This is a genomic window from uncultured Chryseobacterium sp. (genome assembly GCF_936933875.1).
Taxonomy (GTDB): domain Bacteria; phylum Bacteroidota; class Bacteroidia; order Flavobacteriales; family Weeksellaceae; genus CAKZIK01.
This window is the reverse complement of sequence record NZ_CAKZIK010000014.1, coordinates 1-12,787: the sequence shown is the minus strand read 5'-3', so window position 1 is coordinate 12,787 and position 12,787 is coordinate 1. Positions and strand designations below refer to the sequence as shown.

At 37.9% G+C, this 12,787-nt stretch carries 13 protein-coding genes; 4 read left to right on the top strand and 9 right to left on the bottom strand.

Annotation, left to right across the window (positions count from 1 at the left end):
- Positions 1 to 4: 4 nt before the first annotated feature.
- Complete coding sequence (locus Q0252_RS01655; protein ID WP_297982982.1) at positions 5 to 1,684, bottom strand: ribonucleoside-diphosphate reductase subunit alpha; 1,680 nt, start codon at positions 1,682 to 1,684, stop codon at positions 5 to 7.
- A 393-nt stretch (positions 1,685 to 2,077) separates the two neighbouring features.
- Entirely contained in the window at positions 2,078 to 3,052 is a 975-nt protein-coding gene (locus tag Q0252_RS01650) for a ribonucleotide-diphosphate reductase subunit beta (RefSeq protein ID WP_297982979.1), read from the bottom strand.
- A 428-nt stretch (positions 3,053 to 3,480) separates the two neighbouring features.
- Between Q0252_RS01650 and Q0252_RS01645 the strand changes: the two genes are divergently transcribed.
- From Q0252_RS01645 to Q0252_RS01630, 4 genes are all read left to right on the top strand, one after another.
- Entirely contained in the window at positions 3,481 to 4,173 is a 693-nt protein-coding gene (locus Q0252_RS01645) for an ABC transporter ATP-binding protein (RefSeq protein WP_297982976.1), read from the top strand.
- 114 nt (positions 4,174 to 4,287) lie between these two features.
- Positions 4,288 to 5,517, top strand: coding sequence for an ABC transporter permease (locus Q0252_RS01640; RefSeq protein WP_297982974.1), 1,230 nt, complete (start codon positions 4,288 to 4,290; stop codon positions 5,515 to 5,517).
- 140 nt (positions 5,518 to 5,657) lie between these two features.
- Positions 5,658 to 6,926: an ABC transporter permease gene (locus Q0252_RS01635; RefSeq protein ID WP_297982971.1), complete on the top strand. Its 1,269-nt coding sequence runs from the start codon at positions 5,658 to 5,660 to the stop codon at positions 6,924 to 6,926.
- 56 nt (positions 6,927 to 6,982) lie between these two features.
- Positions 6,983 to 8,179 carry an efflux RND transporter periplasmic adaptor subunit gene (locus Q0252_RS01630; protein ID WP_297982968.1) on the top strand — a complete coding sequence of 399 codons (1,197 nt, stop codon included), beginning with the start codon at positions 6,983 to 6,985 and terminating at the stop codon, positions 8,177 to 8,179.
- 36 nt (positions 8,180 to 8,215) lie between these two features.
- On the opposite strand, the gene Q0252_RS01625 is transcribed toward Q0252_RS01630, so the two are convergent.
- The 7 genes from Q0252_RS01625 to Q0252_RS12265 form a co-directional block, all read right to left on the bottom strand.
- Entirely contained in the window at positions 8,216 to 8,806 is a 591-nt protein-coding gene (locus Q0252_RS01625) for a hypothetical protein (protein ID WP_297982966.1), read from the bottom strand.
- A gap of 35 nt (positions 8,807 to 8,841) precedes the next feature.
- Positions 8,842 to 9,486, bottom strand: a complete 645-nt coding sequence (locus Q0252_RS01620; RefSeq protein ID WP_297982964.1) for an HD domain-containing protein — start codon at positions 9,484 to 9,486, stop codon at positions 8,842 to 8,844.
- Positions 9,487 to 9,609: 123 nt separating this feature from the next.
- Complete coding sequence (locus tag Q0252_RS01615) at positions 9,610 to 10,449, bottom strand: alpha/beta fold hydrolase (protein ID WP_297982962.1); 840 nt, start codon at positions 10,447 to 10,449, stop codon at positions 9,610 to 9,612.
- Positions 10,450 to 10,527: 78 nt separating this feature from the next.
- Complete coding sequence (locus Q0252_RS01610) at positions 10,528 to 11,418, bottom strand: ribokinase (protein WP_297982960.1); 891 nt, start codon at positions 11,416 to 11,418, stop codon at positions 10,528 to 10,530.
- Between the two features lie 67 nt (positions 11,419 to 11,485).
- On the bottom strand, positions 11,486 to 12,124 hold the full coding sequence (locus Q0252_RS01605; RefSeq protein WP_297982957.1) for a DUF4241 domain-containing protein: 639 nt from the start codon (positions 12,122 to 12,124) through the stop codon (positions 11,486 to 11,488).
- 140 nt (positions 12,125 to 12,264) lie between these two features.
- Entirely contained in the window at positions 12,265 to 12,588 is a 324-nt protein-coding gene (locus tag Q0252_RS01600; RefSeq protein ID WP_297982955.1) for a GIY-YIG nuclease family protein, read from the bottom strand.
- A gap of 67 nt (positions 12,589 to 12,655) precedes the next feature.
- Positions 12,656 to 12,775 (bottom strand): hypothetical protein, encoded by a 120-nt coding sequence (locus Q0252_RS12265; protein WP_367174805.1) that lies wholly within the window; start codon positions 12,773 to 12,775, stop codon positions 12,656 to 12,658.
- Positions 12,776 to 12,787 lie beyond the last annotated feature (12 nt).

The following is a 12,787-nucleotide window of genomic DNA, read 5'->3' as shown; positions in this document are numbered from 1 at the left end:
GTAATTACGCTTCACACGAAGAACAACTCACAAAGTTCACCATCAGTTCTTTAGAAACTGAAGAACTTCTTTGGTAATACAAGGTTTTCACGCCTTTTTTCCAAGCTTCAATGTAAAGATAATTTACGTCTTTTACCGGCATTGTGGAAGGAATCTGCAAGTTCAGAGACTGCGCTTGGTCAATATACTGCTGTCTTTGCGCTGCCTGAGAAATAATCTCCATCGGAGAAATTTCCTTAAATGTTTTGAAGACTGCTTTTTCATCTTCCGTTAATTCTTTCAAATGCTGAACTGAACCGTGGTTCAACATAATGGTTCTCCAGGTTTCTTCATTGTCCAAACCTTTTTCTTCCAACAGTTTTGCCAAATATTTGTTCTTTCTCATGAAGTTTCCTTTCGCCAAACCTGCTTTGTAATAGTTGGATGCAAAAGGTTCAATTCCAGGAGAAGTTTGTCCTAAGATTGCAGACGAAGACGTTGTAGGCGCAATTGCCATGGTTGTCGTATTTCTCAATCCGTAACCTTTCAACAGTTCCGGTTCACCATAAATATTTGCCAATTCCTGCGATGCCTGAATTGATTGTTCTTTAATCTGTCTGAAAGCTCTCGCGTTGAACTGTGTTGCCTGGAAACTCTCAAACGGAATCATATTTTTCTGCAAGTAAGAATGGTAACCCAAAACTCCCAAACCAAGCGCTCTGTGACGCATTGCGAAGTTTCTTGCACCCTGAAGATAATAGTTTCCTTCTGTTTTCTCAATAAATTCAGAAAGTACCGCATCAAGGAAATAAATTGCCAATTTTACTGCGTTCGTATCTTTCCATTCATCGTATAATTCAAGATTCATGGAAGAAAGACAGCAGATGAAAGATTCTTCTGCGCTCGAAGGCAACATAATTTCAGAACACAAATTACTTGCGTTAACCGGCATTCCCAGATCTTTGTAAACCTGAGGTTTGTTTCTGTTCACATTATCCGTGAAGAAAATATATGGCAAACCTTTCTGTTGACGAGATTCCAAAACTCTGGCCCAGATTTTACGTTTGTCCATATCGCCGTCAATCATGTCCTGCATCCAGTAATCCGGAACACAAACTCCTGTAAACAGGTTCTGAATTGGGCTTCCAATATCTTTAATCGACAAAAATTCTTCAATATCTCCGTGGTCAATATCCAAATACGCAGCAAAAGCTCCACGACGAACACCACCCTGAGAAACCACATCCATCGCTGTATCATAAAGCTTCATGAAGGAAACCGCACCCGAAGATTTTCCGTTGTCGGTTACTGCAGTTCCACGGTTACGAAGCTCCCCGAAATATCCCGAAGTTCCGCCACCAATTTTGGTCTGCATAATCACTTCGCCCAGTTTGTGCGTAATTCCCTCAATATTATCCGGAATATGCACGTTGAAGCACGAAATCGGCAATCCACGCTGCGTTCCCATATTTGCCCAAACCGGAGACGAGAAAGAAATCCATCCTTTCGTAATCATTTCCTCGAAAGCAGGCTGCAGTTCAGGTTTGTACAATCTTTTTGCAGCGGCAGTGGTAATTCTTTCGATCGCGCCTTTTACGGTTTCTCCTTTCAACAGGTAACCTCTGTTCAGCATTTGCTCCGACTCCTCGTTAAGCCACCATATATTGTTTACTTGCTCTTCCATATCCATATATTTTTTTGTCATTGCGAGCGTAGCGAAGCTATCTCGCGATTATTTGTTTTTATTTTTTAGAAGCGCCACCATTTTCGCTTCTTTTGAAGTTGTGTCCCGCTTTTGACTCCGTCGAACCACTTCGTTAGGTTTCGCTGTATCTTTTGCTCCACTTCGTTCTGCAAAAGGATGACGGTGCAATCGCGGCTAGAATTTCGGGTGGTTTGTTTATCGAAATTTCCATGTTGTCGTTTTAGATGTTCGCTCCTACGGAGCGCTGCCAATTCAGGGAAATTTTTCTACAAACGTCTCGCTCCTCTTGAGCTTTATCAACGCGCTAAAAATGTGAGGTTACAATCTTCATTCTTCGACGCTCGCTTCGCTCGCGCCAAAAACTTTCAGCTTCCAGCTTCAGACTTCCAGCTCCTAAAACAAATCGTTTTCGGTAATCGATTTATCGTGCTTCGTGTAATCTACCGGTCTTTTTGCGAAGAAATCATCCAGAGAATTGGCGAAAACTTCCTCTTCAAACCAAACCATTGGTCTGTACTGTTCCGGCGTTATGTTGTATCTTGTGTTCATGTTGATTTTCTTTAAAGAATCATCAACACGGTATTTCATAAAGTTCAGCAAATCTTCTTTCGAGAAATTGTCAATTTCACCCAACTCGAAAATCCAGTCTAAAATTTCACCTTCCAATTCCACAGACTGGTCGACCAAAGTGTAAATATCTTCGATATCAGAATCTGTTAATAAATCAGGCTGTTCTTCGCGGATTTTGTTGATTAGGAAAATTCCGGCGTTGGCGTGGATTTGCTCATCAACAGAAGTCCAGGCAATAATGTTGGACACGTTTTTCATGTATCCTTTAAATCTTGTGAAAGAAAGGATAATCGCAAACTGAGAGAACAAAGAAACGTTTTCAATTAAAATAGAGAAAAGGAGTAAAGACGAAACATACTCTTTCGGCGTTGCAGAATTAGCGTGCTTCAACACATTGCTAAGGAAATCAATTCTTTTCTTCACGGCAGGAATTTCTACCACATGAAGAAATTCTTCATTATAACCCAAAACTTCCAACAATCTGGAATACGCTTCAGAATGACGGAATTCGCACTCCGCAAAAGTAGAACCCAATCCGTTGAACTCCGGCTTTGGAAGATGGTTATATAAATTTCCCCAGAAGGTTTTAACGGAAACTTCGATTTGAGCAATAGCCAAAAGCGCATGTTTTACCGCATTTTTTTCGTGCGGCTCCAGCTGAGAGTGGAAATCCTGCACATCTGCGGTAAAATCTACTTCAGAATGTACCCAAAAAGATTTGTTGATGGCCTCAACAAACTGCAAAATTTCAGGATATTCAAATGGCTTGTAACTTACTCTTTTCTCAAAAATTCCCATTTCTTTTCTCGTTTATATTTAAATGTTAAGCTTCTCTGTGGATAAAGTTAAAATAATCTGCAATTTATTGATTAAAAGATAATTAGAATATAAATTTATCAACAAATTACAATAATATTTTCTCAGAGAGTGAATCACAAAAATAGAAAATACAACCCAATGAAAAAAGACGCAACGATTAAATATCTGACTTTAAGCATCAAAAGTTTTCCACAATAACACAGAAGTTGCAGTATCAGTGGGTTCTTTAATTAACTTCAATAAATAAAGGGAATTCCATTATAAAATATGTTAAACAGAACAAACTTTTTACTTTAAATTAAGGCAATATATATTAAACAACACATTTTTAATCTTAGCATAAAACGGTTTGGTGTAACAAAACATTTTTTAGCGCTACTTATCATTAAACATCAATCCGGAAACTCATGCTAGTTATTCAGAATCTTCACAAGTCGTACGACACCGGGAAAAGCAAGCTTCACGTTCTAAAAGGTATCAACCTGAATATTGATGAAGGCGAATTTGTTTCCATCATGGGAAGTTCCGGTTCAGGAAAATCCACATTGCTGAACATCATCGGAATTTTGGATGAAAAAGATTCAGGAATCTACGAACTGGACGGAATTCCAATCGAACACCTTTCCGAGGTAAAAGCTGCTGAATACAGAAGCCGGTTTTTAGGATTTATCTTCCAATCGTTCAATCTTATCGGTTACAAAACAGCGCTGGAAAATGTAGCACTTCCACTCTATTATCAAAACGTTCCGAGAAAAGAAAGAAACTTAAAGGCGCTGGAATATTTGGAAAAAGTTGGATTAGCACAATGGGCAAATCACCTTCCGAATGAGCTTTCCGGAGGACAAAAACAAAGAGTTGCCATTGCAAGAGCTTTAATTACCGACCCAAAAGTAATTTTAGCTGATGAACCAACCGGAGCTTTGGATTCCAAAACCACTTACGATATTATGAAACTGTTGCAGGAAATTAACCGCGAAGGAAAAACCATCATCGTCGTAACGCACGAACCCGATGTTGCTGCAGAAACCAAAAGAAACGTCGTATTGAAAGACGGCATCATCGAAAGTGATGAATTTATTACCCAAAGAGTTTTGGCGTAAAATAGTGAATGGTGAATTTTTTCAACTTTTTTGGAAAGTGAATAGTGAATTAAAAAAATTGAAGATTGACAGCAAAGCGAATTGACTTTGCAAAGCAAAATTTGACAAAGTAATATGTTTGACATCGACCGCTGGAGAGAAATTTTTGATTCCATTCGCAGTAATATATTGCGGACGGTGCTTTCGGGCTTTACGGTTGCGTTGGGTCTCTATATTTTTATCGTGCTTTTCGGAATTGGAAACGGACTCCAAAATGCCTTCCAGGAAGGATTTACAAGAGACGCACAGAACTTGATTTCAATCTCTACAGGGAAAACTACGATAGCTTACGGCGGACTTCAATCCGACAGAACTGTAACGATGAACAATGATGATTACGATAAAATTATCGAATCCGACACAGCGAAAGTTCAGTATTCCACACCACGATATTCCACGAACCTGAATGTAAAATATGGTCAGGAAAGCGGAAATTATCAAATCAGCGGTGCCAATCAGGATGAAGTAAAAATTGAAAACCGAAAATTACTGAACGGAAGATTTATTTCTCCGCGAGATATTGATAACAAACAGAATGTTGCCGTTATCGGCAGAATGGTTCAGCGAGATTTAATTAAAAACGGCGACCCCATTGGAAAAAATCTGGACATCAACGGAAGTATTTTCAAGGTAATTGGCGTTTTTCAGGATGATGGTGGAGACTGGGACGAAAGGATGATTTCTATCCCGATTACCACACTTCAACAAATGAAAAAAGGTTCGGACACGGTAAGTACAGTTTTTATCGCGTATGATGAAAAAATGAGTCCGGAAGAAGCCATCAAATACAGCGACAAACTCAAAAAAGATTTAAAAGCACGTAAAAAAGTTTCTCCTGATGACGAAAACGCAGTATATGTCAACAACAGAGCCGAAGGTTTGAAAGATTCTTTCATGTTTCTTTTTGTAATTACATTAATTGTTGGATTTATCGGTTTGGGAACATTATTGGCAGGAATTATAGGGATCAGCAACATCATGGTGTATATCGTGAAAGAAAGAACTCAGGAAATTGGCGTCAGAAAAGCCATCGGTGCAAAACCCAAAAGCATTGTGAGTTTAATTATGCAGGAAAGTATTGTAATCACAGTAATTTCCGGAATTATTGGCGTTGCATTCGGTGTTTTAACATTAAAATTAATTGGCGACAGTCTCGAAAAATATTTCATCAAAGACCCGAGTGTTGGTTGGGGATTAATTTTCGTGGCATTTATCAGTTTGGTGATTTCCGGATTGATCGCAGGATTTGTTCCGGCTTACAGAGCAAGTAGAATTAAACCAATTGAAGCGTTGAGAAGCGAATGATGAATGGTGTGAATGGTGAATTTTTCAACTTTGTTGAAAGTGAATAGTGAATTTTAAAAATTTAAAATTAACAGGAGAAAAAATTCACAATTGACAAGCAAAGCGAATTCACTTTTTGCAAAGCAAAAAAAATTGACTTTATGAACATCCTCTTTAAAGCAGACACATGGCAGGAAATTTATCATTCCTTACGGAATAATAAGCTGCGAACGTTCCTTACGATGATTGGCGTTGGTTGGGGAATGTTTCTCTTCGTGGCTCTTTTGGGCGCAGCAAAAGGAATGGAAAACGGTTTCGATAAACTTTTTTCAGGCTTTGCAACGAATTCAATTTTTATGTGGGCGCAGAATACCACAATTCCATACAAAGGTTTTCCGAAAGGAAGACCAACAGAAATTCATCTTTCGGACAGCGATTTGCTGATAAAAAAAATTCCGGAAATCGATTATATTTCACCTCAAAACTCGCGGGGAAACTTTGGAAGTCCACCAGAACAGATGACGAAGGACGGAAAAACCGCATCTTACCAGTTAACCGGAGATTTACCGGTTGGGAACAAAATTTCAGAAAAAAAACTCATCTTCGGACGTTATCTCAATGACGCTGATGTGAGCGGAAATAAAAACGTCGCCGTGATTGGAGAAGCCGTTTACAAAAACTTTTTTGATGCCAAAAAGAACGAAAATCCTATCGGAAAATCCTTCAATATTAAAGGAATTTTCTTCAATGTTATCGGAGTTTTCAAAGTAAAAGGAAACGGAGGAATGAATAATGACCAGTCGGTTTTTATCCCGCTTTCTACCTACACCAAAATGTATAATGACGGCGATAAAGTAGGATTTTTCGCGATTGTAAGCAAACCTGAAGCAGACTTACAAAAAGTGGAAGAAGAAGCCAAAGGCGTAATGAAGGAAAAGTACAATGTTGCTCCCGACGACACTAATGCCTATGGAAGTTTCAACCTTGGAAAAGAATTTGGAAAACTCACAGGATTTCTAACCGGAATGCAGCTTTTGACCATTGTTGTAGGAACTTTAACAATTTTGGCCGGCGTTATTGCCATCTCTAATATTTTGTTGATTACCGTAAAAGAAAGAACCAAAGAAATCGGAATCCGAAGAGCTTTAGGTGCAAAACCCGCAGAAGTAAGAAACCAAATTCTGCTTGAAAGTGTAGTGATTACCCTTACTTCCGGATTGCTCGGATTTATTTTCGGAATTTTATTGTTGATGGTGATTGATGTTTTTACGCGAGATCAGGATAAATTTCCGTTCTACAATCCAACTGTAGATTATGCACAGGTTTTCGGAGCAATGGCGGTAATGGTAATTTTAGGTTTGATTGTCGGAATGATTCCTGCGCAACGAGCTGTAAAAATCAGACCAATTGAAGCATTGAGAAGCGAATAACGGAGTTTCTGAGATTTTAAGATTGAAAAAATAGAAAAAAAGAATAAACTAATTATATGAAAAAGAAGTTCACCTGGAAAAAAGCACTGTACATCTTCCTTGGATTAATTCTGGCGACAGCATTATTTTCCGGAATTGCGTATCTGGTAAAATCCAATTCGAAGGAAAGCGAATCTTTCCTTACCAAAAAACCTGTTATCCAAAACATGGATGATAAAGTAATGGCAACCGGAAAAATTGTACCTCGCGAAGAAGTAGAAATAAAACCGAATATGTCCGGAATTATTGATAAAATTCTGGTTTCTGAAGGCGACCAGGTTTCTGCAGGACAATTGGTTGCGACCTTAAAAATTGTTCCAAGCGTACAGAACGTTAATGCTGCTCAACAGGAAATCAACAACGCAAACCTACAAATCAGCAATGCGAGAATTAATGTTGATAATCAGCAAAAACAATTCGCAATGCAGCAAAGATTGTACAGCCAAGGTGTGATTTCCAGACAGGAATATCTCAATGCACAATCTCAGCTTCAATCCCAACAGCAACTTTTGAGAAATGCGAATCAACAGCTTCAAACAGCACAGAAAAATTTACAGATTGCAAGAACCGGCGCAACTCCGGAACTGGCAAGTTTGGCAACGACGCAAATCCGTTCCAAAGCCAATGGAACTGTTTTAGAAGTTCCTGTAAAAGTGGGAACACAGGTGATTGAAGCTAACTCTTTCAACGCCGGAACTACGATTGTTTCTGTAGCGGATTTGAATTCCCTTATTTTTGAAGGCGAAATTGATGAAGCACAAGCCGGAAAACTGAAAGAAGGCATGAATATGAACGTTGTAATTGGTGCTCTACAAAACAAATCTTTTCCGGGACGTGTAACGATGATTGCTCCGAAAGGTAAAGATGTGAACGGAACCATTAAATTTCCGATTGAAGGCGACGTTTTCAACAGCACGAATGAATACATCAGAGCCGGATTTTCAGCGAACGGCGAAATTATTTTGAGCTCACAGAAAAATGCCTTGCTTTTGGATGAATCTCTTATTCAGTACGAAAAAGTAAACGGAAAAGATCAACCTTTTGTTGAAGTAAAACAACCCGACGGGAAATTCAAGAAAAGAAATGTAAAACTGGGTGCTTCAGACGGAATTAACGTTCAGATTTTAAGTGGATTAACCAAAGACTCCGAAGTGAAAGTTTGGAATCCCTCGGATAAAGACAAAGAAGCTTTGAAAGAAAAACAAGGCAAATAACAAATAGCAATCCTGAACATTTCGTTCAGGATTTTTTTATTTTCTTCTGATTAAAAGGACGGTATTTAGGAATATTAAAAGCAAATCCAAACACACCCAAACTGAAGTTCCGTTCACTTCCTTTTTGTGGATATCCACTTCTTTTGCAGCCTCTCCGGAAAGTTTTACACTTTGGTTGATGTAGTTTTTCACATCAATAATTTGGTCCATATTTTTATTCGGAACGGCGTGTTGAGAAAAGTACACCATATTTTTCTTCCCAAGATATCCTGCAATCCAATATTCATCGGAGTTTTCCATTTTCAGATATTCTACCCTAAAATGTTCAGGACGAATTTTACCGAGATGCTTGAGTAAAAATTTATTTTTCGCCGATGCTTTATTTACTTTAATAACATAAAAATCAATAGGTTGCGGCAAACGATTAATCACTTGAAGCACCATAGATTCTTCCTGAAATTTATCGATGCTGCTCTTTGCAAACCAAAAGGCAAAAAACGCAAGCGCTGCCAAAACAATAAAAAATCTTGCAAGTTTAGCCTGCAGAACAAACCTTCCTCTCTTTACCAAAGAAAGAAACAGCGCAAAACACAAAGCAATACAAATTAAAAAAGCGGCAAATCCCATAAACAGCACAAAGATAAAATTTTTAGGCAGAATGTTTAGTCCACATTCCACTCATGGTAAAACTGCTCCAAAAACTGCAGCATAAACTCATGTCTTTCCGCAGCGATTTCCTTTCCTTTTGCAGTATTCATCATATCTTTCAGCAGCAACAGTTTTTCGTAAAAATGGTTAATTGTGGTTCCGTCCGATTTTTTATACTCTTCTTTACTCATATTCAGTTTCGGAAGAATTTGTGGGTTGTACATTACATTATTTTTAAATCCGCCAAAGTTGAACGCTCTGGCAATTCCAATCGCACCAATGGCATCAATTCGGTCTGCATCCTGAACAATTTTCAGTTCTAAAGGTAAATTTTCAGGAACTTCTCCTCTGTTTTTGAATGAGATATTTTTGATGATGAACAAAACCTGTCCAATGAGTTCTTCGGAAACATTCTGGCTTTCTAAAAATTCTCGTGAAATTTTCAGCGCTAAATTCTCGTCGCCATTGTGAAATTTCGGGTCTGCAATGTCGTGTAAAAGTGCAGCCAATTCAACAACTTCAGTGTTGCAGTTTTCGGTTTCGGCAATTTTTTTGGAGAGTTTCCAAACGCGTTCGATATGAAACCAGTCGTGTCCGGCTTCAGCTCCGTGAAGTTTTTCTTTAACGAATGAAATGGTGGTTTGTATTAAGTTGCTCATTCTACATGTTTTTTACTGACAACCTTATTCAAATTTATGCTAACTTTTCGCTACCCTTCAGGTTAGGGAAAGTTGGCATTACTAAAATTATGACTCAGCTTTTAAAAAGATTCCAAAACTTGGTCAAAGTTCATCCAGAACAATTTCCCAAAGTTTCTTGTTATAGCTTCGGAAAAAATTGATATGTCCAATTTCTTTTTTCGGTGATTCAGAGACCTTAATTTCGCGATAGGTTTTTTTGAGATTTGGATAACCGTTGTTCATCAAGCTTTCCATTCCTTTCATTTTTACCCAAGGGTCGTCTTCAGCATAAATTACAAAGGTTTCCTGATGAAGATTTTTCGAATGGTCTTCCTCAATTTTTTCAAATAATTTTGACGTAGATTTTTTATTCAGAATTAAAGTTCTCCAGTCCATCGCACTTCCTTTCGGCAAAGTTTCGCCCAAACCGAACCAATGCGCAGGAAAATATCCCAAAAGATGGGACGTTAACGGCACTGCCAAACCAAATCCCAAAACAGCTGTTGCGGCGACTTTTTTCGGCAAATTCCCAATGTAAGCATCCTGAGTTCCGACGAAAATAAATTTTTCAAAAATTTTGGAATCTTCATTCATCCCTAGAATTAAAGCACCAACCGAATGTCCAAGACAAAATTTTCGAAAACCCGAATATTTTTCCTGAATAAAATCCGTAACCGCCTTGAAATCATGCGTTCCCCAAATTCTCATGGAAGCTTTGAAGCCTTTCATTTTCTGAGGTTTTGAAAGCCCAATTCCTCGGTAATCGTAAGTGATTACGGTAAAACCGTTTTCCTTAAAATAATTCGCGAAAGAAAAATAAACCTGCTGTTTTACACCGGTTGCAGAATTAATGAGCAACAGTTTTCCATTCGGATTTTGCGGTTCAAAAAGATGAACCGTAATAAGAGCGTTATCAGAGGTAAAAAGCTTGAGTTCTTTCATAAAAAAATCCACGTAAAAGTGGACATTTATTTTGATATGGCATTCTTCAAAACTAATTTTCGTTATGCTGAAGCCAGTTTAGTTCATTAAATCTTTCAGGTAAGGTAATCCGCGTTGAGAACCTCTGTTTCCTGCAACTTTTTTAGAAACTTCGTTACCAAATTTTACACAATCGTCAATAGAATTTCCATGGCAAAGAGCCACTGCAAAACCGGAAGTAAAAGCGTCTCCCATTCCCATTTTATAGGAAAAATCTTCGTTTTCGTTGCGGTAATATTTCATTTCCTCACCATTGAAATAGGTGGTGGAATTCGTATCATCGCGAACAAATAATTTATTGGCATATTTTTTAAGAATTTCATCGCGGGACTCATCTCCAAAAACTACAGAAAGGTCGTTACTTTTCGCTACTATAAAAGAAGCGTAGCTTTTGGTTTCATCACTCAATTTCATGGCAGGAGCAGCATATATCCCGACTTTTGTCCCGTATTTTTTTGCCAATTTTACGGTATGTTCTACGACATTCATTGGAATTTCAAACTGAATTAAAACCAAATCTGCAGTTTGAAAAAAACGTTCAGCATCATCTACATTTCTTGGTTTAAGATCAAAATTTGCTGCAGGAACAACCACTATGGCATTTTTATTTTCTGCTGCGGTAACGTAAGCGGTTCCTGTTGAAGTTTCTTCAGATTCCTTCACAAAACCTACATTTACACCTTCATCTACCAAATTACGCATCACTTGCTGTCCAAAGGGATCCATCCCAACGCAGCCCACGAAATATACACTTGCACCAAGTCTGGATGTTGCTACAGCCTGATTGGCACCTTTACCTCCAAAAAAACTTTCAGATTTTTCCGCCATCACCGTTTCGTTAGGCAATGGATGGTGATTGGTATTAAGTACCAAATCCACGGAAGAACTTCCCACTACAATAATCTTCGGCTGCTGATCGCTTATGTTCATTACTTTAATTAACTCTTGTTTCAAATTTAATTACTAAAAAACTACGGATATAAAATTTAACGCTTATTTAACTTTCAATTTCGATGAATTCTGTAATAATTTTCGCAGGATTTCCTTCACCATCCAATCCGATATAACTTGCATAAAAACCTTCGCCATAACCGGTTTCGAAAGCAAAAATATTTCCCTCCTTCTCATCTTCAGGTTTCAGAAAAGCGAACTGATCAATAGCGCCATTTTCATCAAAAAAATGATCGTGGAAAAATTCTTCATAAATCCCCATGAAATCTGCTCCTTTTCTGTGGAACAGTCTTTTTTCAAGATGATTTAGACCATCCTGAGTTTCAAAATCCATAAAACTTCCCATTCCGCTTTCTACAGGATATCCGAAAATTTCCCCTTCTTTTAGCTCAGAAGCATTTTCACCGGAACGTGTCGCCAATTTCCAATTTGCAATTTCCCTTTCCGAAAAAATAATTTCAACGTAAGCCACGCAATTGCTTTCGCGCTCTTTATGAACGTTCACGGCAAAACTTCCGGTTGGAAAAACCTGCTCGAATTCGGGCATATCATTGCTAATCAAAGGGTCACAAGCAATAAGTTTACCCGTTGGAAGATTAATCTTGCCTGCTTCGAAAGTCTCTAAAGCAGGAGATTCCACAAAATTTTTGGAAAATAGTTTCGCGATGTTATCGATGTGTTCCATAAGTGAGATGAAAGAGTAAAGATAAAAGAAAAAAGGCTAAAAAAGCAATGTTTTTTAGCCTTGAAATATGTTTTAAATAATGATAACTTTTAAATAACGCGAAATTATTAACACTGTCACGCTGAGCGTAGTCCAAGCGTTCAATTGGAATCTTTTTTAAAATTTTTAAAATGAGATTCGTTTTTACATTCAGAATTTTTCGATAACTCAGTCCAATCATTAGTTATTAAAGCCTCCTTTTTACTTCTGCTCCATCCCTTTAGTTTCTTTTCAAATAAAATCGCTAAGTCTATTTCATTAAATTCTTGTTGAAATACCACTTGAACTGGTCTTCTATTATGAGTATAACTTTCTGGAAAAAAGCCCGACTGATGTTGTACCAAACGGTTCTCTAAATCACTTGTAACCCCCGTATAATAAGAGTTATCAGAACATTTCAATATGTAAACAAAGTAAGTTTCCATTATTAGCAACGCTTCGACTACGCTCAGCGTGACACTATAAATACTATTCAAGTTAATTTGAAATAATCTAAAGTGTCTTCAGTTTTTCTTCCAGCAAAACAATTTTGTCCTGTGCATCTTTCTGCTTCTTACGTTCCATTTCTACAACGTTTGCAGGCGCTCCGGAAACAAATTTTTCGTTGGACAATTTCTTTTCAAC